The organism is Bacillus cereus, from assembly GCF_015071065.1.
GTDB lineage: Bacteria > Bacillota > Bacilli > Bacillales > Bacillaceae_G > Bacillus_A > Bacillus_A cereus_BA.
This window is the reverse complement of sequence record NZ_VOVA01000010.1, coordinates 46,595-67,609: the sequence shown is the minus strand read 5'-3', so window position 1 is coordinate 67,609 and position 21,015 is coordinate 46,595. Positions and strand designations below refer to the sequence as shown.

Genomic DNA, 21,015 nt, shown 5'->3' with positions numbered 1-21,015 from the left:
CGGAATTGTATTTTATGCTGTTAGTCCAAACAATTGATGGATGAATTCTTTCTGATTTTGGACAGACTGATTCCGTAAATCAATCTGTTCTTTTTTAATCATATGCATGGCTTCAACACCACTCAATATAGAAGTTGCAGTTTTAAATGATTTAAACCCCAACATAGGACGCACACGTTTCTTAATAAAACGATGATCTTGTTCCACTATATTATTGAGATATCTAACTTGTCTTAGCTTTATGCCTTCAGGCATATGTTTTTCTTCTTTCAACACTTGAATTGCTACAGGATAGGCAGGGTTCTTATCTACTGTTATCACGCGAGGTTTAGAAACGTACGAAAAAGCCAGGGCTTTCTTGAAAAAGCACTTGGCGGCTTGTTTATCTCTTGATTTACTTAGATAAAAATCAATGGTAGTCCCTTCTGAATCAACGGCACGATATAAATACATCCATTGCCCTTTTACTTTAATATAGGTTTCATCGACTCTCCAGGAATCATTTGTTGTCTTAAGATGACGTCGTACTCTTTCATCTAATTCAGGTCCATATTGATGCATCCAACGCATAATGGTGGTATAAACAATGGATAATCCTCTTTCCTCCATCATTTCTACCAGGTTACGGAAGCTCAAATTGTACCGTAGGTAGCACCTTACTGTTAATAGGATTAGTTCCGGCTGATAATGCTTCCATTTGAACAAATTTTCCTTTTCCATACCGATCACACACCTTTTTTAGAGTACTAGTATCAGTATGCCCAAGTTTAGGAGATTACTTGCAAGAGCTTTAGAGTTTTTGCACCAGAACCCGAAAAAGGTAAGCTAATACGTCAAGGGAATTTGTTTTGGGATGTACTGAAAAGTGATTTGCAATTTAATAAGAAGTAAAATTGCTAGTAGAATTAAAAAGGATAGTACGGGATTATAGAAAAGGAAAATATCAAAAAGAATGCTTTCCCATTTTAGGGTGTGGCGTTCTTTTTTGTTTGCGAGCAAACACTAAAAAATGATAGATTTCTAAATTGTAGAATATTGGCAATATATCATGATAAAATGTGCTATGTAACTATTAAATTAAATAGATTGGAGAATGACGGAATAAAATTACACTTACTAAGAACAGGGGCATTGGCTTGCTTCATGATTTTCTGTTGGTCTCATGAAGAAGTTTCTGCAGCAACTTCGTGTGGACCATATGGTGAAATTAATCCGAATCAAAATCCCTCTCGTTAGCACATGAATTGCTTACTAACGAACACAGCATTAAAAGCAAATATTCCTCCTGAAGTTGTAAAATCTGTAGCTACACAAGATAGTGGATGGAAACAATTTGATGGAAACGGCCAGCTAATCATAGCGCAAGACGGCGGAATTGGGATTATGCAAGTTACAAATCAGCCTCAGTACGATCAATAAAAGTTAAAATACGATATTAATTATAATATTGAAGCAATCCCATTCGGTGGAAGAGATTCAGTAGAACCATTTGTTAGACCTAATCAAGGAATTGCTTCTGTTTATTTTAATGATCTTGATGGCAACAGCTTGGAATTAATGTGTTTTATTGATGTACCTGAAAGGTTAAAGGGCATATCAAAAAAACTAGCGCTTGAAGAATGGGAACATTTATTAGAGCAAGAAGAATATTTTTCTAATTAAATGATGCTAAAATAGATATAAGAGAGGACTATATGGGTATATACAAAACACAATCTGGAAGAGAAATGTCACTAAAGCTTTATGATGCTCAGTTGGAAAAATTGGATAATTCATGTAAGGATGTTTACGTTCATACTCGTTTTGGAAGAACACATATCATTGAAACTGGCAATCTATCGGGTGAACCATTGTTAGTATTTCATGGTGGGAATAGTACGACTGCCTATAATTTACTAATGTACAGATTCCTGCTTAAAGATTTTCACATCTATGCGGTTGATATTATTGGCCATCCTGGTAAAAGTGATGAAGTTAATCTCTCTCCTAGCAATTATGATTATGGTAAGTGGGCAAGTGACGTTATTACAGGGCTTGGATTTGATAAAATAGCTTGTTTTGGGGTTTCGTTTGGAGGGGGAGTTTTGGCAAAACTGATGTGTGCCGGACCGGAAAAAGTAAAAAAATCTGTATTAATTGTGCCATCAGGTATTAACAATGCCTTTCCAATCAGTACTGTGAAAATAATGATACCACTACTTAAATATAAACTAACAAAGAAAGAAAAATATATAAAAGAAACAGCTTTATTTATGGATATTAAAGAAGAAATTCTTGATAAAGATACTTTGGATATGGTGAAAGATAGTTTTGATCATGTAAAAACAAAAGTAGGGATGCCATCCAATGTGAGCGGGAAATTAATGCAACAGTGTAAAGCACCGACACTTATTATGGCAGGAGAAAAAGACTGTTTATTTCCAGCGAAAAAAGTATTACCAAGAGCAAAAAGAATCATACCAAATAACACGGCGCATATGCTAAAAGGGTGCGGACACATGCATATGATGTCAGAGCGTGAAAAGAAAATGATTGTTGATTTCTTAAGTGTTTAGTAACTTTAAAGTCCTTTGAAAAATAATAAAGTTGTTTAATTCGAAAGGCAGTAAAATATAATTGCCCCTTAAATTTCTTTATTGAAAACAATTCTATCAAGATTCTCACCAGCATAATTTTCCACTAAATTCACATCAACCCCCATTGCTCGATGAAATTTAATGGAACCTTCATTAATAGGGGTCGTAATACATTTAACCTTATCGCACCCAAAATTTTTTACATTCTCAAAGAAAGTTGAGCACATTTTTTAGCTAAACCAAGCTTACGATAATTAGGATTTACACCTACAAAATGTATATATGCTTCTTTATTATTCGTTTGAGGGATAACCCCACATCACCATCAAGCTAAGAAAAGCAAATACCCCAAAACGAGAAAATTGACATCTTCAGGTGAAAATGAGCTTTTTTGTTACTTAGGGGGGAGGAGTCCATATACATATTATTAAAATTAAAGCGGTTCAACTCAGAGGAAGGCACCTTGGAGTATCTTTTCTTTATTTCTAAACGGACCTGCTCATTTTGTTCATAAAAACATAAAGTAAAGTGAATCCATTAAAATGGCAACTTACCCATTGTTCTGTCTCCTAATTAAAGGAGGGGAAAATATGAGTTACGGCGGTTCTTGCGGTGGTTTTGGTGGCGGATTCGCTTTACTGATCGTTCTATTCATCCTGTTAATAATCATTGGATGTAGTTGTTGGGGCGGCGGTGGCGGATTCGGATACTAGAAAAAGAGGCACTCATGAGGGTGTCTTTTCTTTTGTATAAAAAAACCACCTATTTCCGTAGTTGGATTTTATGTGATTTATACTTGTGCACTATTAAATTATTATCGGTAGCAAGGTTTTACGAGAATCCTTGTATTTATTGAGTTTTTTGTCTTGATTGGGTCCCACTCACATTTTAACGAAACTATAGGCTAAGCAAATTTCGACATGAAAAAACTTTGATTTTACTACTCTAAGCGACATCACCAATCTTAAAAACGTAGGTGTTTGAGATAAATAAACTTCAATATAAAAGATGCCAAAAAAAGCTTAAATAATGTCTCGAAATCTGTCTTTAAATCAAAATCTCAATTCAAATTATGTTATTGAGTTTTGAGAATACCTTAGCGTATAAAAACGTTAAAATGTGCGTGCTATCCCTAGGTATGGTGTACTACCTCTTTATTGAAAGAATTTTGAGGGTATTGACTGAATTTTTTATTACGGATCCAAATTAGAATTCTGCATATATCATCTAGGTAATTTACCTATTTTTAAAAACAATGGAGGAATATCATGTTAACTTATTATCCTCGACAAATGATTGCTCACCCAATACTTCTTGAGGCTAGACAAATTTCTTCTAATCAAATTTTAATGACTTATGATAAACCAACTGATTTGACATCTGCAACAAATGTTTCGAATTATTGGATTAGAAGTAATATGGGTCCAGTTGGTATTGCTAGTGTAGGAATGAGAGAGGCACTTACAGCAGAAAATGCTATACGTCCAGATATGGGAATGATAGCACCCGTTGATAATTCAAAAATGAGATTTGCTATAACTTTTAGAATGAATGCAATGCAGGGGGTAATGTATACTGTGCTCCCATGCTTCGTTAACTTAGAGGGAATGTCAGGTTTTATGGGAGAAAATTGGGGTCCTAATAGTAAAAATATGTTTATTGGTATGTAGGTGAGAAAAAAAGGCGATATCTTTAGAGCAAAAGGTAAAATCATAAAAAATAGTTATAAATAGATATTCATGTGAGTTTAACATAACGTCCTATTATCGGTAGCAAAGATTTTGATAGAATCCTTATTTTTACTAGGTTTTTGTTTCCGCGTATGCAAAATCAATATACAGGATTTTATACATGGTTGATATAGCGGGGATTCTAGGAATCCTCGTTATTTTTTTGCATAAAATTTTGTATAAATAAAAAAGATTTTGATGTTGTTATCAAAAAGTAATGAGTAATTGATTTTAAAATCGATATGTGTCCCTAAGATTAGGACTGTAATAAGAACTAAATACATTACCGACTTGAAGAGTATGAAAGTTAAAAATGAAAACAATTGATACGTGAATTAATAGGAAAAAGGGTATATTATTGCTATAGCGAATATATTTTTGAGTTGAAACGCTATGAAGACGCTTTATAGTCCTAGTGACGTGGCGGAGCAATTAGGTATCCAATCATCTACATTACGTAAGTATGCAGACGTGTTGGAAAAAGAAGGTTACACTTTCATAAAAAACGAACGTGGGCATAGGAAGTAAAGAGAAATTGATGTAATCCGTAAGGTTATAAACTTAAAGAGCGATACAGATATGAAACTAGAAAATGCTACATAGCAAATTGTATCATGGCATCAAGGTATTGAGGTGTTGCCATTGGATCAACATGAAATTGAGCACTATGAAGAACCTGATTTTAACGCTACAAACGATGATTCAAGATCAAAAAGAAGTTATTGAAAAACAAAATGAGTTGCTTTAGGAATTAACAAAACGAATAATTGAATAAAATCAGCAATTTATACAAAGAGAATCAAAGTTATTGAGCACTATACAAACAATACAGGAATCCCAGACACTGATATCGACGAATACTAGCGAAGACATGGCGAAGAACCAAGTACGTGATGAAATGCTCATGCAAACAATAAGGGAAATATAGGAAATAAAAAAGGTGATTGCTGCAAGTTAAGATAAGAAATGGTATGAGTTTTGGAAATAATCTTTTGAAATGTGATTAATTATCCTAAACTTGTCTTTTCGTAATGTTTTTAGACAATTTTTTTGCTCTGAAGACACCTGTAATCAATATATTTTAAATTTTTATGTATTTTTCCCTATTAAATAATTGGAGGTTTTTTTGGATACTATACTAAATAAATTAAAAAGAATAACTCGGAAACAAATTTTTCTTTATACCATATTACTACTTTGCTTTTCTGTTTCAATTATTTTTGTTAATCACAATTATTCATATTATGAACGTCCTATAGTGAAGGTTATTAAAACTAAATTAGAATATTCATCTGAAAGTTCAGATGGGGGACAGAATCTTGAGAAGATATACACTCAGAGTATAATGGCTCAATTGAAAAACGGAAAAGAAAAAGGACAACTTATCCATTTAGTTAATAAATATTCATCATCTGGAGGTTATGATCAAGAATATTATGTTGGAGATGAATTGTTTGTTTCAATTCATAAGAACACAGAAAAAAGCGTAAACCTAACTGGAGACATAACAGATGTAAAACGTGATAAATACGTTTTACTTATTGGATGGATTTTTGTCTTCGTTTTACTTTTCATTGGAAAAAGGCAAGGTTTTTTTTCTATTATAAGTTTGGCAATTAATGCTGTTTTATTATCATACGCATTAGATGTTTACTTGCATACGTTAAATAGCAATTTGTTATTAATATGCAGTGTAAGTGTCATTTTATTTACATTTATATCTTTATTACTCGTTAATGGTTTTAATGAGAAAACATTTGCAGCTATTTTTTCCACTTTATTAGGAACTTTTATTTCATTTTTAATTACCTATCTTACACTATGGTTAACTGCTGAAAAAGGACTTCGATATGAAGAAATGCAATTTTTAACTAGGCCTTATAAAGAGGTGTTTATGGCAGGCCTATTAATTGGATCTTTAGGAGCTGTAATGGATGTAGCTATTACAATGTCTTCTTCTATCTTTGGTTTATATGAAGAAGATAATAACATCTCAATAAAGGTGCTAAAAATGTCGGGTATGGATATTGGAAAAGATATTATGGGATCGATGACGAACATTTTATTTTTTGCGTACATAAGCGGTTCTATTCCGATGATTATTTTGTATTTGAAGAATGAGTACCCATTACCCTTTACACTTTCTATGAACCTTTCTTTGGAATTAACTCGAGCTTTAGCAGGTGGCATCGGAATTGTGTTAACGATTCCGATAGGTCTATATATAACCATCTTTTTTATTAATCGAAAGAAGGCAAGATTATGAATGTGTTAGTATTACTGGCAGCCATTTTATTTATATTGATGACCCTCATTGGTGGAAAAAAAGGAGTACGATCTTTTATTGTTTTATTTCTAAACTTTGGTGTAATCTTTCTGACTATACTTTTTATGTTAGATCCGAGTGTCAACCCAATTGTTATATCCATGATTGCATGTACGATAATTAGTGGTATTACTCTATTTTATATTAATGAAATGAACCTAAAAACAATAGCGGCATTTATTTCTACTATTATCACTATTTCGATTTTATTCTTTTTTATTGTTATAGTGACAAAAAAGACTATGATTCAAGGATTTGGTAAAGAAGAAATAGATGAGCTTAGCATATTTTCCCTTCATATTGGAGTAGATTTTATTAAAATTGGAGCTGCTGTAATTATTATGAGTACAATAGGTGCGATTACTGATGTCGCTATTTCTATTGCATCTCCAATGAGAGAAAGATTAATTCATAATCCATTAATCAGTAGGAAAGATCTATTTGCATTTGGAATAAGTATTGGGAAGGATATATTAGGGACAAATACGAATACATTATTTTTCGCCTTAGTTGGAGGCTATCTAGCATTGTTTTTGTGGTTTAAAGAGTTATCCTATTCAATTGGGGAAGTTGTAAATTCAAAATTATTTAGTGCCGAAATGATAACTATATTTTGTGCCGGAATCGGTATAGCTTTGGTTATTCCTATTACTTCGTGGATCACTGCATATTTTTTGGTAAGAAAAAGAGATAAAAACTTTATTTAAAATCGAAAATCCAATTCCATAAGGGAATTGGATTTTCGATTTTAAATGAGTAGCGTGATTTTGATTTATTCAAGTAATTCAGAGTTGCTCTGAATTACTTGAATAATTATATGTAAAGGGAAATTTAGATTTGTTCAAATTAAAGGTTAGGTACCATTATAACTGTATATCTTGGTACCAAAAAGACCTGAATTTTACTACTGATAATGTGGTGTTATGTAAACTTAATAGAGGTGAGAAATTAGTGTTGGAATTTATTTGTGTATATTTTCGCTGAAATATGGGTGGTAGACCTGCATGAAATATATAATGTGCTTAGTGAAATAAAACAATGAGTATAGTTTCTAATCATAAATAGTTATCCTTAATACATTTTTGTTTCTTGATAAAAAAATAACCTCCAATTATTATCTCTTTTTCCCCAAATAGAACTACGTATAGTTTTTATTCCTTTTGTTTCATTAAAAATTTTGTAGATAGTTAATACACATTTCGATGATAATACATGTATATCAACACCTAAAATTAGTAAGTTTTCTGTTGTTAGTGAGTGATCATCTGCCAGTATTTTTGATAATTCTTCTGCAGAAACTCGTGCATTTGTTTTAAAATGGTTAATTGTTTGTTTTAGATTTTTATTTTTCATATAAAACATCTCCTTAAGGGAAACTGTGTTATTTAAAAATTCATTTTTTTGTTTGTAGTATTATTAAATAGCGCTATGTTAACTTGAAAAACGGGAGTAGCCCCCGAGATAGTATCGGGAGCTACAGAGGAATACCATGACATAAACCTTGAATTACTTTTAAATACTTTTATGAGGGATTTATAACTCTAAAGTTGCCATAGGTAAAAATAATTTACCTAACACAAAAATACACTTATTTCCTTTTAAAGTCAATACAATTAAATATTTATCAAGATTAATCATGATAGTTAAATTAAATACAAAAGATATCTAGAATATTGTCTTTTTCTTCTTTATTAATGCGGAGATAAATAAGACCGCTCCTTAAAATGAAGAAAGCAATACTTAGTTTAGTGGGAATTGTAACAATTTTGACACTAACACTTGGAGTACATACTTCAGTAGATAAGCAACAAACTACTACTCTAGTGAAAACTATGGCAGATGGAAAGACTGGAGGTTGATCTCTTTAATAAAGAACTAACAGGAGCAGGGAGAAATCCTTGCTCTATTTTTTTGTACAGAATTAACAAGTAGTGGCTTTGCCCTAGAAGAACGAACTCTCAGATTGACTTGTGTAACTTCTTATCGAGATGGATAATAAATTACAATTCTGTTAGGGATATATGCACTTTATTCTCTTTTATTTTATTTTTGCAACAGAAACACCTCCAAAATTATCTTTTGCAGTTGAAGTTTTCTGAATAATAAGTTACATTTTTAAAGTTCAAACAACTTTATGACAGTACAAAAAGGGGAGAAATATTGTTATTATGCAAAAAATGAAATGGAAGAACTATGTATGTTATTTTGTTATTCTTATGCTACTTGGAACAGCGATAACAGTCAAACCAGCTATCTCTAAAGCTGAGGAATCTGATGTTAATATTACATTGTTGGGTACTGCAGATATTCATGGTAGATTTATGCCTTGGGATTATGCTCTTGATGGTGCAAATATGAGTGGAAGTTTAACGCAGCTTTATACGGTTATAAAGAAGGTACGTCAAGAAAATCCAAATACCATATTAGTGGATGCCGGGGACACGATTCAAGGAAACTCAGTAGAATTATTCAATGATAAGCCACAATCGCCAATGATGGTAGCGATGAATGCAATGGGATATGATGCTTGGGCATTTGGAAATCATGAATTCAACTTTGGATTAGATACATTGAAAAAAGTTAGTGAGCAATATAAAGGAAAGACGTTAGCAGGAAATATTTACAAGGAAAATGGAGAGCGTTTTCTTCCTGCATATACGATTGTTGAAAAAGATGGAATTAAAGTCGGGATTATTGGCATGAATACACCAATGATTAGTGATTTTGAAAAAGGGACAGATCATTTGGATGGTTTAGTGGTGAAAAATCCAGTAGAAGAGACAAAAAAGGCAATTAAAGAATTAGAAGGTAAAGTAGATGTAATGGTAGGAGTTATGCATATGGGCCTCGAAAATGAGAATGGCATCCCTGGTACTGGGGTTCAAGATATTGCGAATGCTTGCCCGGAACTTAGCGCTATTTTTGCAGCTCATATGCATAAACTTGTAAAAAAAGAAGTTGTAAATGGCGTAATTATTACAGAACCAGATAAATATGGAACACATATCTCACGTATTGACCTTACTTTTACAAAGCAAGATGGAAAGCTGGTTTTAAAAGATAAAACTGCTACCGCTATACCTGTAAAAAATGCTGATGGAACAACAGTATTATCTGATCCTACACTTGAAGAAACATTAACACCTTTTCACGAGTATGCGAGAGGAGATGCAAATGTTGTAGTCGCTCAATTAAAGGGTAGGAACCTTGTTCCTGAAAATGAAATAAAGGGTATTCCAAGTGTGCAGATTCAAGAGACACCTTTATCAGATTTCTTTCATGAAGTCATGCTTTACTACAGCAAGGCAGATGTAGTAGCCCATCAAATTGATAATGATTATGCCCGTTTGGATATAGGTCCTATTAAGAAAAAAGATATTGCGTACAATTACCAATATGCCTTGGGAGAAATTACAGTATATAAGATAACTGGAAAAGATTTAAAAGACTATATGGAATGGGCAGCAGGATATTTTAACTCATCTCGTGCCGGAGATGTAACAGTTAGCTTTGATAAAAACCGCCGTGCGTCTAAATACAGTACGAACGATTTCTTTGGAGGCGTAAAATACGAAATTGACTTAACAAAACCATATGGAAGTAGAATTACAAATTTACGCTCTATTCGTACAAATAAACCAATCAAAATGAGCGATGTTATGACGCTGGGAATGAATGCATATAGAATGGAGGCTCTTCAGGCAAAAGGGGGAGCTTTAGAGGGGCGTAAGTTTGAACAAATTTGGTCATCTAAACAAGAGAATGCATTCGGAGAAACAGGTGGAACCATTCGTAACCTTGCTATTACATATTTAAAAGAGGTAAAGAATGGTGTATACATGCCAAAAGTTATGCATAATTGGAAAATTACTGGTGTAGATACACATTCTTCAGAGCATAAGGCTGTAGTGGATCTTGTAAATAAAGGAATTTTAGAAATTCCAAAAACAGAAGATGGAAAATATACAAATATAGCATCTATAAATACTAAAGATTCAATTACAAAAGAAGAGATTGTAGCACTCTCTCAAAAAGCTAATATTAATCCGAATCAGTTTAATCATGTAAAAACCAAAGGTGAATTTTACAAAAAACTTAATAGGATTATTAAAAAAGTATAAGGAAAATGGTTCTGGTGCAAAAAATCTATCAAACTTGGACATACTGATAATACTACTCTACAAAGGCTTGTAATCGGTATGGAAACAAAACAGTTGTTCAAGTGGAAGCATTATGATCCTGATATTATTTTATTAACAGTGAGATGGTACAGCATAAGTTATATGAAACGTATGGAAATATAGAGAATCAACGATAAAAAAATCCCCCGTATCTGTTTAATGATACGGGGGATTTTTTATTTGAATAATCAATGGTTAATTTCTTACTATGTATTTTTATAACCTATCGTATGAAAATACAGGTTTTTTAATCACATTCTATTTCGCTATTTACCCTTACATAGGCAATATTTTCAACTAAATGAAATCCCTCTTGTGTTAATTTGTAAATAAATTCGTTGGGGTTGTTCTACTTTTTAATTTCACTTAGCAAAACAATACCTCCTAATTCTTTTCGTTCTTTATACGGTAGGTCCCTGTTTATAAGTAAACTGTTTAGAATTCCTAATTCGATATTTGAAAAGGTTTGCTGTTTTGTTAATTTATCTGCTAGATGGAATGTTCTAATGTCATATAAGGTTGTATTATCATACGTATATTTAGTTGCTTGTTCGTTAAGTACATACAATAGGTGATCAATTTCCATAGAAGACAAGCAATTAATATCTACGACTAGTAAAGTAGGCCTTTTTTCTTTCCAAATGGTACTTTATTGTGATTCATTTTTACACGTCCTTATTAGTTTTTATTTCTTCCCATTCCCTTTTGTCCAAGTGAATCATTTAAATTGTACACCTGAATAATTGTGAATTGTTTTGGTAACTATGGAATCATTTAATGGATTATATAAGGTTCTGGTGCAAATACTTAGGAAAGATATAAAGAGGCGAAAAGTTCCCTAGTGGAATCTAGTCTTAAGCAGCAATTCCAAATAGTTGATGGATGAACCTCACTTGATTTTGGACAGACTTGTCCAGTAAAACAAGTTGCCCTTTTTTTACCATATGCATAGCTTCTATTCCAGAAATAATGGATGTAGCTGTGCGAAAGGATTTCAATCCTAACATCGAACGAACTCGCTTTTTAATAAACCGATGATCTTGTTCCACTATGTTATTGAGATATTTCACTTGCCTTAGTTGGATGCCTAATGGCATCTTTTTTTCTTTTCTCAATTCTTCAACTGCTATAGGATAAGCTGGATTCTTATCGACTGTCACGACACGAGGCTCTGAAATATGAAAAGACTGCAAAGCTTTCTTGAAGAATCGCTTTGCAGCCTTGTGGTTTCTTGCTTTGCTTAGGTAAAAATCGATGGTACTTCCTTTCGAATCGACAGCACGATACAGGTACATCCATTGACTTTTTACTTTGATATATGTTTCATCGACTCTCCAAGAGTCATTGGCTTGCTTGAGATGACGACGGATTCTTTTGTCTAATTCAGGACCATACTGATGAACCCAACGCATAATCGTTGTATGAGCAACGGATAAGCCCCGTTCCTCCATCATTTCTACCAAATCACGAAAGCTCAAGTTGTACCGTAGGTACCATCTTACTGTTTGCAAAATAATATCATGATGATAATGCTTCCACTTGAATAAATTTCGCTTTTCCATACTAATCACGCACCTTTTTTAGAGTGATAATATCAGTATATCCAAGATTTAGAGATTACTTGCAATTATCTTGAAGTTTTCGCACCAGAACCAATGGACTTATCGTTGTAAATCCGTATTTTCCTGACGGTACCCTATGACTATCAACCTAACAAAACAGGTTGCCCCCAAAACGATAAAAATGAACTTCTGTGCTATAAAAAATTCTTTTATTTTTATTACCTGATACTATTATCTTGTGATAAAATATTAGGTAGAGGGGGAGATATAGATTGAAGCATAATCTTACAAAGAAAATTCTAGATTATAAAGAAAATTATGTATAGAAAAGATCCGAAAGAGATTATCCAAATTATTAAGGAAATTATAGTTTAATCTATCTATAAATAATCGTGATTATGTAAGAATAACAAAGGAGAGAGAGTTATGCTTGATATTCAACAAATTAAAGAGATTATTCCGCAGCGTTATCCTTTTTTACTGATAGATCGTATTATTGAAGTAGAAGAAGGCAAACGCGCAGTTGCGATTAAAAATGTTACAGCTAATGAAGAATTCTTTAACGGTCACTTTCCTGACTATCCAGTCATGCCAGGCGTCTTAATTGTAGAAGCTTTAGCGCAAGTAAGTGCATTTATTATGCTCATGAAAGAAGAAAACCGTGGAAACATTGGTTTTTTGACTGGTATTGATAATTGCCGATTCAAAAAACAAGTTCGTCCCGGTGATCAGCTACGTTTAGAAGTAGAAATGACACGTGTTCGTCGTTTATTTGCCAAAGCCCATGCTATTGCTACAATAGATAATGAAATTGTTTGTGAAGCAGATATGACATTTGCTCTTTTCGATAACAAAAAAGGCTAAAGACTTGTTAAGTCTCTAGCCTCTTTTATCGCATAATATATACATTTCTAGTTATATAAGTAAGCGTCAAATAATCCCCACCTATGCAAAAGGATGGGGATTATTTGATGTTTACATCTCTGGTCTGAGGGTAAGCGTAAAGTAACTCCAAAATATACAATAAAAGTTGATTTTAAAGTTATTTTTTGTTTACTTTAAAATCAATCGAAAAATCCCCTCCATAATAAACAGTACAGTAACTTTCTTTCAACTGTATACTATGAGGGGATAATACTACAATACGGAAATCATCTTCTTCGAGCTACCTAGGCTTTTTTAATGTCCTTTACAAAAGGTACGTTTTAAGAACTGAAAGGGCTTTTCGTTCATATAATCTGTATTATTAGTAATTACTCATTATTATTCTTCCTATTTTTGTGTATTCGTGAATCCGTCTATCACAAAAATTCTGATTACATTATAGGGGTAGCACGCCATGCCCATTAAGCTAAGATTATATAAATGTATAAATTGGTTAAACATTTTAAACTGACGAAGGGCTTTAATTAAATAAGGACTACTAAAAAATAATCAAACGTTTACTTTAGGTGAAAGATAAATGTTTGGTAAGCGTAAGTCTAGGATTTCTAGTATACTATATGTATCCTAGAAAATGTGAATTACAGCCTATGAGAGTATATTATATATAATAAAGGCAGTGAATATAGTATGTATAAAATCGGATTAGTTGGTCTAAAAACTTCTATAGATCAAATTTCAGGCATGGTAGAAGAATACAAACACGAGTTGGAATTTATCTCTTATACCTATGAACAAATAGAAGAGATAGAGAAAATTGTAATTGAACACGCCACCCATGTTCATGCATGGCTTTTTTCAGGACCGCTTCCCTATGAAATTGCAAAAAAATATATAGGCACAGATAAAATAATGGTTTATGTTCCTGCTACAGAATCAGGTTTATATAAATCTCTTTTAGAAATGATCTATGAGCAAGGGAGAATTATTGAGAAACTAAGTATCGATACTATGTCTTTAAACAATATTAGTGAAGAAGCTTTATCACAGTTACATATAAAGAAACCACAAATTTATACGAAAGTATTTGATTTGGATATTGATATGGATGATTTATTGAATTTTCACATGGATTTATGGAAAAAAGGAAAAACAGCGGGAGTCTTAACTTGTTTCCCATCAGTATGTGATTCCCTAAGAGAGCATGGAATTCCATCTTACAGGATGTCGATGAGTAAGATGGAAATACGACAGACGCTCAGAATACTTTCTGAGAAAGTAAAAGCCTCCTATTTTAAAGATGCACAAATTGGTGTCGAAATCATTGAAGTCGAGTATTTTAATAAAGTAGCGGAGGAAATGAAGACTCCATATCATTTGCAATATTTGGAGATTAGATTGAAAGAAATATTGATTCAGCTCGGTGAAACAATTAACGGATCTTTTTCAGATAAGGGAAACGGTAGATATATGGTTTTTAGTTCTCGCGGTGCAATTGAAAGAGAAATACAGATGTTACAAGATACTGTTCAAAAATTAGCGTTTGAAGCAGATACAACCGTTGCCGTTGGAATTGGTTTTGGTGAGACTGCATATTCGGCAGAAATTAATGCTTTTCGTGCAATTCAACACTCTAGGGGAATGAAGAAGCGTGGAATTGTAATTGTTCAAGATGATGGTAAAATCGTTGAATCGCCGGGTGATAAAAAAGAATTATGTTTTACTAGTCGTACCCATAGTGAAGTCCTTTTAGAGAAGTTAAAAAAAGGGAATATCAGTGTGAAAACGTACAAAAAAATATCGGCCCTTATAGATAAAATGAAATGGAATTGCTTCACAACAAAGGAGTTGGCGGCGCATCTTGAGATGACAGAACGTAATGTGAGACGCATTGTCACGGATATGTGTGAAGTTGATTTGGTACAATGTATCGGTCAAGAGACCTATGCTACACGTGGAAGACCTAGTAAAGTTTATCGATTGTTATAAGCATCCATTGTGGGTGCTTATTTATTTTGTGTAATTAATATAATATTTATTTTTTCTGAAAATATTGAAATTTAATAAAAGAACTAATATACTTCATTTAAGGAATTTTTTCCTTAAATGAACCGAAAATAAAATTTCTAAGGTACTTTTAATTAAAAAGGAGTTGAAATATGTGTCTCAAATAGAAAGGATTCATAATTTAATCGAAAATATTCAAGGCGAAGTTGTTAGATGGAGGAGGCATTTACACAAATATCCTGAACTATCATTTCAAGAAGAAAATACTGCACAATTTGTTTTTGAAACGTTACAAACTTTTGGTAATTTAGAAATTTCACGTCCGACAAAAACAAGTGTTATGGCCCGTTTAATTGGTAATCAACCAGGAAAGGTAATTGCATTACGAGCAGATATGGATGCGCTTCCAATTGTAGAGGAGAATGATTTTGACTTTGTGTCCAAGAAGACAGGTGTAATGCATGCTTGTGGACACGATGGACATACAGCAATGCTACTGGGTACGGCATGGGTTCTTACACAGCTGAAAAGCCAAATTAAAGGGGAGGTGCGTTTTATATTTCAACACGCGGAAGAACTCCCACCTGGTGGTGCTCAAGAGCTAGTGCAAGCTGGTGTACTAAATGGAGTAGATATGATTATTGGAAGTCATCTTTCGTCGGCGCTTCCTTTGGGGAAAATTGGGTTGAGTTACGGTCCAATGATGGCTGGAGCAGATACTTTTAATATTACGGTTTTGGGTAAAGGAGGACACGCATCGCAACCTGAATTAACCATTGACCCCATTTTAATTGGGACTCAGATTGTTACCAATCTCCAACACATTGTTTCGAGATATCGAGACGCTCAGGAAACTCTTGTAATTTCAGTGACTCAGTTTAATGCGGGAGGTGCGATTAATGTTATCCCAGATAGGATAAGCATTGGGGGATCTGTTAGAAGTTTTAATCCAGAACTGAGGGAAAAGGTTCCAACATTTATCGAACGAATAGTAAAAGGAATTACAGAAGCACATGGAGCTACATATGAATTCAATTATCAGTTTGGCTATGCTCCGACTATAAATGATGAAGAAGTAACAAGATTGATGGATGAGACAGTATGTGAAATATTTAGTGAAGAAAATCGAGAGATTTTAAAACCAATTATGGGGAGTGAAGATTTCTCTGCCTATCAACATATGACTCCAGCATCTTATATTTTCATAGGGGCTCGTAATGAAGAAAAAGGAATTATCTATCCTCACCATCATCCGAAATTTACCATTGATGAACAGGCTTTACAACATGGAGTGCAGTTATTTGTCCACGGTACTTATAAGATGTTAAACCTAGCATATTAGGGGGATAAAAGTATGAAAATCATACATTGGCTTAGTTGTATTCCATTTTTGGGGTTTATTGTAGGGGCTTTGTTTACAAATAAGGTAACTCCTTATGTTTTTGGAATGCCATTTTTTCACTTTTGGATTGTACTATGGTCACTTATAACCACAGTTATCTTAGCAATTATATATATAATAGATCCCATTAATCAGAAAGGGGATTCAAGATGAATATTGCCGTAGTATTCATTTTATGTTTTTTCGTCATCCCTATTTTGATTAGTATTCGAGCTAAAAAAGGACAAGAAATGAATTTAGAGCAATGGTCGGTTGGAGGTCGCGGGATGGGGGCTCTGTTAATTTTCCTTCTGTCTGCAGGCGAAATGTATACTACCTTTACCTTTTTAGGGGCAAGTGGTTCAGCTTATGGAGAGGGAGGCTCCATCTTTAGTATCATAACATATGGTTGTCTAGCAACAGTAATCTCCTACTGGACATTTCCTGCTATTTGGAGGTATGCAAAGAAACATAATTTAGTTTCACAATCGGACTTTTTTGTGAAAAAATATCAAAGTCCTTATCTTGGAGTACTTGTTGCAGTTATTGGTGTTATAGCTTGTACATGCTATTTAGTTCTGCAATTGAAGGGACTAGGATATATAGTTTCTGCAACATCTTATGGTGTCATACCTTCTACAACAGCCATTTGGTTTGGTGCGATAGGGGTAACTATTTTTGTGATGGTTTCCGGTATTCATGGCTCTGCTCAAACATCGATTTTAAAGGATATTCTGATTCTTGGCATTGTCGTATTTTTAGGAATTTATTTTCCTATTCATTACTACGGAGGAATTCAACCTATGTTTGAGGCTATTGAAAAAATAAAACCGAACTTTACCATACTGCCTGAACAAGGAATGAGTATATCATGGTATATATCGACGGTAATATTAAGTTCTATTGGATTTTATATGTGGCCACATGGTTTTTCACCTATTTTTGCTGCATCAAGTGAAAAAGCTTTACGAAAAAATGCAGTTTTAATGCCAATGTACCAATTGATTTTACTATTTGCCTTTTTCGTCGGATTTGCTGCAATCTTGAGGATGCCAGGTTTAAAAGGTAGTGATATTGATTCTATTTTGCTGCAGCTTTCTAAACAAGCTTTTGATCCGTGGTTTGTTGGTTTAATTGGTGGAGCGGGAGTGTTAGCAGCACTAGTACCAAGTTCATTATTATTAATGGCAATATCAACATTGCTTGCCAAAAATATATATCAAGTATTTAATCCATCTGTAACGGAAAATCAGCTTGGCAAATTGGTAAAATACTTAGTTCCTTTTATTTCTCTTGTCGGAATTTACTTGACCTTTAAAGGGGGAAATACCCTGTTTAGTCTAGCTCTAATTGCTTATAATTTCATTACACAACTCGCTCCAGCATTTTTTGCGAGTTTGATGAGAAAGAACTTTGTGACTAAACAAGGGGCGTTTGCTGGGATTATCACAGGTGGATTGTTAGTCTCAATTATGGACTTAGGAAATCTCAATATTGGTAAAATATTTCCTGATTTTCCTCACGTAATTAAAGATTTGAATGAAGGAATTATTGCTTTATTTGTGAATATTGTAGTTTTAGTAATAGTCAGTTTGATGACCAAAAATATTTCAAATGTTCATCAGAACAAGACAACTGCAATAGAGAGTAAGATTTAATTTAATAGCAAAGATAATCCCTGTAAATATATCAAAAGAGTCCCCAAGTTTGAAGTGACCCCTGTCAAGTAGACAGTATTCAAAAAGCACAACTAAGCAACCTGAGTTCTATATTTATATGGACTCAGGTTATTTAATTTCTTTTGAAATCTTTGGTGATTATAAAAGTGCATATATTTCCGCACGGTAACTTTAACCTCATCAGCCTTGCGGAAAGAGTATAAATGAAAACACTCTGACTTAAAGTGACTGAAGAAATTTTCTATACAAGCGTTGTCCCAACAATTTCCCTTTCGAGACATACTAGCCTTCATTTGATATTTTTTTAGTAACTGATTATATTGACGGGATGTGTATTGGAACCCTTGATCACTATGTAAGAGAATTCCTTTTACCTTCCACTTTTTTCTTGCCTTTTTAAGGGTTCTGGTGCAAAAACTTCAGGATAATTACAATGAATCTATAAAACTTGGACATACTGATAGTATGACTCTAAAAAAGGTGTGTGATCAGTATGGAAAAGGAAAATTTGTTTAAATGGAAGCATTATCAGCCTGAACTAATCTTATTAACAGTAAGGTGGTACCTACGGTACAATTTGAGCTTCCGTAACCTGGTGGAAATGATGGAGGAAAGAGGATTATCAATTGCTCACATAACGATTATGCGCTGGGTTCATCAATATGGATCTCAATTAGAAGAGAAAGTACGACATCATCTTAAATCAACAAATGACTCATGGAGAGTCGATGAAACATATATCAAAGTAAAAGGTCAATGGATGTACTTATACGGTGCAGTCGATTCAGAAGGGTATACAATTGATTTTTATCTAAGTAAATCAAGAGATAAACAAGCAGCCAAGCGCTTTTTCAAAAAAGCCTTGGCTTTTTCGTATGTTTCTAAAACTCGCGTGATAACAGTAGATAAGAACCCTGCCTATCCTGTAGCGATTGAAGAGTTAAAAGAAGAGAAACATATGCCTGAAGGCATACAATTAAGGCAAGTTAAATATCTCAATAATATAGTGGAACAAGACCACCGGTTTATTAAAAGGCGAGTTCGTTCTATGTTAGGATTAAAGTCGTTTCTGTAGTGTTTAAAGAAATATAAGTACTATTTTAATGAACTACATGCTACTAAATTAAGTCCATAATTTATAATTGTAAGATGCATAATAATGAATAAGGAAAATAATTAATATATAATTTAAGAAGAACCAATGTACCTTTGAATTAAACGTGAGTTCTCTTATAGAAACTTTGAAAGTTGTTTGAGGACATTGGTTTATTAATTTTACTAGATGCGATATTATAAAATTGTGCAATGATCTTTAGGTGATTCCGACCATTAACTGGACTGGGGCTATTATTCATAGACCTCTAATATTGATGTGAGGCACTCCATTCAATTAGAAAGATGGCACTGCACATTAAGTTTAATATACAATAATGAATAGCCCTGTCAATTCGACAGGGCCTTTTTTAAAAAAGGAATATTATGGTTAATGTCGAATACTCCTATTTATTAGATTATATAGAGAAAGTTTAAAATAAATATAGTGAATAGTGTGCAGTTGAAACTCTAAAAATGTATGGAGCTAGTGAGTCTAGACTCTTTTGTTAAATCTGAGATTAAATATCTGGCGATATAATCCTAACATGCTACATTGGGCCTAAGCTCTAACAGAAACTTGGATGGTCAGATATAATCATACTGCTTACTGTTCGGAGAGGAAATCATGGAAAATACGATTACTCCTTCTAGTTATGGGAATCATTCGGATGATAAAGCTCAAGATACTCGTAAGTTTTATCAGTTTTATGTTGGGATAGATATTGGGATGTAGTGCTTTTCGTATGCAGGGTAGGAAAGGATGTCAAGATAAATGAAAATTACCATGCGATATGGGGTTGACGCTCCATTTTGGGTTGCCTTTTTAATTATTATCGGGATGGTATTTACGTTATTGGGTGTGTTTGGTTCAGTCAATGGGTTAGTATTGGGCTATGGTTTGATTTGTCTTGTGACGGGCCTATGGATGTTTACATACTCAACAACAATCAAAATCGCACACAGAGAGGTGATTTTGAGCCTTGCACAAGCTAAATCAGGTGATGAACTTCTTGATGTGGGAACAGGTCGTGGACTTTTAGCTATTTCCGCATCTCAAAGGGGTTGTAGGGTGACAGCCACTGATGTTTGGTCAAAATGGGATTTGGGAGGGAATGGAAAAGATAAACTACAAGCTAATATGGTTGCTGAAAGTGTGGCAGAAATCGACATCGTGGATGCTGACGCTCGGGAACTTCCATTTTCGGACGGAAGTTTCGATGTTGTTGTTTCAAACTTCGTAGTCCATAACATTAAAAGTGTAGAAGGAAGAAGGAAGGCGATTCTTGAAATGTGGCGAGTTTTAAGCCCAAATGGTCGATTAGTCATTTCTGATTTCAGTAAAACTGCTGAATACATTCAAATATTGAATTCAGTTTCCAATCGCATTGAAATAAAGCAATTTTTTTATACATTTCCGTTTTCAAAAGCTGTTGTTGTGCAAAAGATTTAAGAAATCAATAAACAGAAAAGATGTATTTACTAAAAGGTTCATATAACAGGGGGCAGAAAAAGGAAATGATGATTATAAGTTTTCTTTTAACTGGTTGGATATTAAGTTGGTTTAAGTTTGACGAGTTATTTATTCAAGCACTCAAG

Annotated in this window: 20 protein-coding genes and 4 pseudogenes; 18 read left to right on the top strand and 6 right to left on the bottom strand. The window is 33.4% G+C overall.

What is annotated here, in order from left to right:
* Positions 1 to 12: 12 nt before the first annotated feature.
* Positions 13 to 720, bottom strand: a complete 708-nt coding sequence (locus tag FT637_RS20950; protein ID WP_193647928.1) for an IS6 family transposase — start codon at positions 718 to 720, stop codon at positions 13 to 15.
* Positions 721 to 1,056: 336 nt separating this feature from the next.
* On the opposite strand from FT637_RS20950, the gene FT637_RS30010 reads away from it, so the two are divergent.
* The 3 genes from FT637_RS30010 (at position 1,057) to FT637_RS20940 (ending at position 2,555) form a co-directional block, all read left to right on the top strand.
* The gene (locus tag FT637_RS30010; protein WP_227493894.1) at positions 1,057 to 1,236 is read left to right on the top strand and encodes a hypothetical protein; all 180 of its coding nucleotides are present in this window, start codon (positions 1,057 to 1,059) and stop codon (positions 1,234 to 1,236) included.
* A 3-nt stretch (positions 1,237 to 1,239) separates the two neighbouring features.
* Positions 1,240 to 1,419, top strand: coding sequence for a hypothetical protein (locus FT637_RS30005; RefSeq protein ID WP_227493893.1), 180 nt, complete (start codon positions 1,240 to 1,242; stop codon positions 1,417 to 1,419).
* 275 nt (positions 1,420 to 1,694) lie between these two features.
* Positions 1,695 to 2,555, top strand: a complete 861-nt coding sequence (locus FT637_RS20940) for an alpha/beta fold hydrolase (RefSeq protein ID WP_193647927.1) — start codon at positions 1,695 to 1,697, stop codon at positions 2,553 to 2,555.
* Between the two features lie 220 nt (positions 2,556 to 2,775).
* On the opposite strand, the gene FT637_RS30665 is transcribed toward FT637_RS20940, so the two are convergent.
* Positions 2,776 to 2,886: a GNAT family N-acetyltransferase gene (locus FT637_RS30665; protein WP_193647980.1), complete on the bottom strand. Its 111-nt coding sequence runs from the start codon at positions 2,884 to 2,886 to the stop codon at positions 2,776 to 2,778.
* Positions 2,887 to 3,166: 280 nt separating this feature from the next.
* Between FT637_RS30665 and FT637_RS20930 the strand changes: the two genes are divergently transcribed.
* The 5 genes and pseudogenes from FT637_RS20930 to FT637_RS20910 all read left to right on the top strand — a co-directional run bounded on the left by FT637_RS20930 (position 3,167) and on the right by FT637_RS20910 (position 7,339).
* Positions 3,167 to 3,289 carry a YjcZ family sporulation protein gene (locus FT637_RS20930; RefSeq protein ID WP_098387487.1) on the top strand — a complete coding sequence of 41 codons (123 nt, stop codon included), beginning with the start codon at positions 3,167 to 3,169 and terminating at the stop codon, positions 3,287 to 3,289.
* 555 nt (positions 3,290 to 3,844) lie between these two features.
* Positions 3,845 to 4,246 carry a hypothetical protein gene (locus FT637_RS20925; protein WP_193647926.1) on the top strand — a complete coding sequence of 134 codons (402 nt, stop codon included), beginning with the start codon at positions 3,845 to 3,847 and terminating at the stop codon, positions 4,244 to 4,246.
* Between the two features lie 453 nt (positions 4,247 to 4,699).
* Positions 4,700 to 5,234, top strand: a pseudogene (locus FT637_RS20920) (DNA-binding protein).
* A 198-nt stretch (positions 5,235 to 5,432) separates the two neighbouring features.
* Positions 5,433 to 6,572 carry a YibE/F family protein gene (locus FT637_RS20915; RefSeq protein ID WP_193647925.1) on the top strand — a complete coding sequence of 380 codons (1,140 nt, stop codon included), beginning with the start codon at positions 5,433 to 5,435 and terminating at the stop codon, positions 6,570 to 6,572.
* Positions 6,569 to 7,339, top strand: coding sequence for a YibE/F family protein (locus FT637_RS20910; protein WP_193647924.1), 771 nt, complete (start codon positions 6,569 to 6,571; stop codon positions 7,337 to 7,339). The genes FT637_RS20915 and FT637_RS20910 overlap by 4 nt, the downstream gene beginning before the upstream one ends.
* A gap of 364 nt (positions 7,340 to 7,703) precedes the next feature.
* Here FT637_RS20910 and FT637_RS20905 read toward each other — a convergent pair whose 3' ends face one another.
* Positions 7,704 to 7,985, bottom strand: coding sequence for a DUF4440 domain-containing protein (locus FT637_RS20905; RefSeq protein ID WP_193647923.1), 282 nt, complete (start codon positions 7,983 to 7,985; stop codon positions 7,704 to 7,706).
* Positions 7,986 to 8,356: 371 nt separating this feature from the next.
* Here FT637_RS20905 and FT637_RS30340 point away from each other — a divergent pair, with 371 nt between their 5' ends.
* The 3 genes and pseudogenes from FT637_RS30340 to FT637_RS30000 all read left to right on the top strand — a co-directional run.
* The gene (locus FT637_RS30340) at positions 8,357 to 8,491 is read left to right on the top strand and encodes a hypothetical protein (RefSeq protein ID WP_264675741.1); all 135 of its coding nucleotides are present in this window, start codon (positions 8,357 to 8,359) and stop codon (positions 8,489 to 8,491) included.
* A gap of 309 nt (positions 8,492 to 8,800) precedes the next feature.
* Complete coding sequence (locus FT637_RS20900) at positions 8,801 to 10,753, top strand: bifunctional metallophosphatase/5'-nucleotidase (protein WP_193647922.1); 1,953 nt, start codon at positions 8,801 to 8,803, stop codon at positions 10,751 to 10,753.
* Between the two features lie 78 nt (positions 10,754 to 10,831).
* Positions 10,832 to 10,903, top strand: a pseudogene (locus FT637_RS30000) (IS6 family transposase); the annotation flags it as partial.
* A 259-nt stretch (positions 10,904 to 11,162) separates the two neighbouring features.
* On the opposite strand, the gene FT637_RS29995 reads toward FT637_RS30000, so the two are convergent.
* Together FT637_RS29995 and FT637_RS20890 are read right to left on the bottom strand one after the other, a co-directional pair.
* Positions 11,163 to 11,399, bottom strand: a complete 237-nt coding sequence (locus FT637_RS29995; protein WP_227493892.1) for a hypothetical protein — start codon at positions 11,397 to 11,399, stop codon at positions 11,163 to 11,165.
* Positions 11,400 to 11,667: 268 nt separating this feature from the next.
* Positions 11,668 to 12,375: an IS6 family transposase gene (locus FT637_RS20890; protein WP_193647921.1), complete on the bottom strand. Its 708-nt coding sequence runs from the start codon at positions 12,373 to 12,375 to the stop codon at positions 11,668 to 11,670.
* 426 nt (positions 12,376 to 12,801) lie between these two features.
* On the opposite strand from FT637_RS20890, the gene fabZ reads away from it, so the two are divergent.
* The 5 genes from fabZ to FT637_RS20865 all read left to right on the top strand — a co-directional run bounded on the left by fabZ (position 12,802) and on the right by FT637_RS20865 (position 18,303).
* The gene (gene fabZ, locus FT637_RS20885) at positions 12,802 to 13,239 is read left to right on the top strand and encodes a 3-hydroxyacyl-ACP dehydratase FabZ (protein ID WP_193647920.1); all 438 of its coding nucleotides are present in this window, start codon (positions 12,802 to 12,804) and stop codon (positions 13,237 to 13,239) included.
* A gap of 708 nt (positions 13,240 to 13,947) precedes the next feature.
* Complete coding sequence (locus FT637_RS20880) at positions 13,948 to 15,246, top strand: hypothetical protein (protein ID WP_193647919.1); 1,299 nt, start codon at positions 13,948 to 13,950, stop codon at positions 15,244 to 15,246.
* A 172-nt stretch (positions 15,247 to 15,418) separates the two neighbouring features.
* On the top strand, positions 15,419 to 16,606 hold the full coding sequence (locus tag FT637_RS20875; protein WP_319805958.1) for a M20 family metallopeptidase: 1,188 nt from the start codon (positions 15,419 to 15,421) through the stop codon (positions 16,604 to 16,606).
* Positions 16,607 to 16,618: 12 nt separating this feature from the next.
* The gene (locus FT637_RS20870) at positions 16,619 to 16,819 is read left to right on the top strand and encodes a DUF3311 domain-containing protein (protein ID WP_193647918.1); all 201 of its coding nucleotides are present in this window, start codon (positions 16,619 to 16,621) and stop codon (positions 16,817 to 16,819) included.
* The gene (locus tag FT637_RS20865; RefSeq protein ID WP_193647917.1) at positions 16,816 to 18,303 is read left to right on the top strand and encodes a sodium:solute symporter family protein; all 1,488 of its coding nucleotides are present in this window, start codon (positions 16,816 to 16,818) and stop codon (positions 18,301 to 18,303) included. Before FT637_RS20870 ends, FT637_RS20865 begins: the two co-directional genes overlap by 4 nt.
* Before the next feature lie 92 nt (positions 18,304 to 18,395).
* Here FT637_RS20865 and FT637_RS30660 read toward each other — a convergent pair.
* Positions 18,396 to 18,725: pseudogene (locus FT637_RS30660) on the bottom strand (IS3 family transposase); the annotation flags it as partial.
* A gap of 92 nt (positions 18,726 to 18,817) precedes the next feature.
* Here FT637_RS30660 and FT637_RS20855 point away from each other — a divergent pair.
* Both FT637_RS20855 and FT637_RS20850 read left to right on the top strand, forming a co-directional pair.
* A pseudogene (locus tag FT637_RS20855) lies at positions 18,818 to 19,393 on the top strand (IS6 family transposase); the annotation flags it as partial.
* Between the two features lie 798 nt (positions 19,394 to 20,191).
* Entirely contained in the window at positions 20,192 to 20,869 is a 678-nt protein-coding gene (locus tag FT637_RS20850) for a class I SAM-dependent methyltransferase (protein ID WP_193647916.1), read from the top strand.
* Positions 20,870 to 21,015: the final 146 nt, after the last annotated feature.

What these genes read in the sequence shown, in the direction of transcription:
- FT637_RS20950 (WP_193647928.1), bottom strand. Translation starts at nt 720, where the DNA reads ATGGAAAAGGAAAATTTGTTCAAATGGAAGCATTATCAGCCGGAACTA.
- FT637_RS30010 (WP_227493894.1), top strand. Translation starts at nt 1,057, where the DNA reads ATGTGCTATGTAACTATTAAATTAAATAGATTGGAGAATGACGGAATA.
- FT637_RS30005 (WP_227493893.1), top strand. Translation starts at nt 1,240, where the DNA reads ATGAATTGCTTACTAACGAACACAGCATTAAAAGCAAATATTCCTCCT.
- FT637_RS20940 (WP_193647927.1), top strand. Translation starts at nt 1,695, where the DNA reads ATGGGTATATACAAAACACAATCTGGAAGAGAAATGTCACTAAAGCTT.
- FT637_RS20930 (WP_098387487.1), top strand. Translation starts at nt 3,167, where the DNA reads ATGAGTTACGGCGGTTCTTGCGGTGGTTTTGGTGGCGGATTCGCTTTA.
- FT637_RS20925 (WP_193647926.1), top strand. Translation starts at nt 3,845, where the DNA reads ATGTTAACTTATTATCCTCGACAAATGATTGCTCACCCAATACTTCTT.
- FT637_RS20910 (WP_193647924.1), top strand. Translation starts at nt 6,569, where the DNA reads ATGAATGTGTTAGTATTACTGGCAGCCATTTTATTTATATTGATGACC.
- FT637_RS20905 (WP_193647923.1), bottom strand. Translation starts at nt 7,985, where the DNA reads ATGAAAAATAAAAATCTAAAACAAACAATTAACCATTTTAAAACAAAT.
- FT637_RS30340 (WP_264675741.1), top strand. Translation starts at nt 8,357, where the DNA reads ATGAAGAAAGCAATACTTAGTTTAGTGGGAATTGTAACAATTTTGACA.
- FT637_RS20900 (WP_193647922.1), top strand. Translation starts at nt 8,801, where the DNA reads ATGCAAAAAATGAAATGGAAGAACTATGTATGTTATTTTGTTATTCTT.
- FT637_RS29995 (WP_227493892.1), bottom strand. Translation starts at nt 11,399, where the DNA reads ATGGAAATTGATCACCTATTGTATGTACTTAACGAACAAGCAACTAAA.
- FT637_RS20890 (WP_193647921.1), bottom strand. Translation starts at nt 12,375, where the DNA reads ATGGAAAAGCGAAATTTATTCAAGTGGAAGCATTATCATCATGATATT.
- fabZ (WP_193647920.1), top strand. Translation starts at nt 12,802, where the DNA reads ATGCTTGATATTCAACAAATTAAAGAGATTATTCCGCAGCGTTATCCT.
- FT637_RS20880 (WP_193647919.1), top strand. Translation starts at nt 13,948, where the DNA reads ATGTATAAAATCGGATTAGTTGGTCTAAAAACTTCTATAGATCAAATT.
- FT637_RS20870 (WP_193647918.1), top strand. Translation starts at nt 16,619, where the DNA reads ATGAAAATCATACATTGGCTTAGTTGTATTCCATTTTTGGGGTTTATT.
- FT637_RS20865 (WP_193647917.1), top strand. Translation starts at nt 16,816, where the DNA reads ATGAATATTGCCGTAGTATTCATTTTATGTTTTTTCGTCATCCCTATT.
- FT637_RS20850 (WP_193647916.1), top strand. Translation starts at nt 20,192, where the DNA reads ATGAAAATTACCATGCGATATGGGGTTGACGCTCCATTTTGGGTTGCC.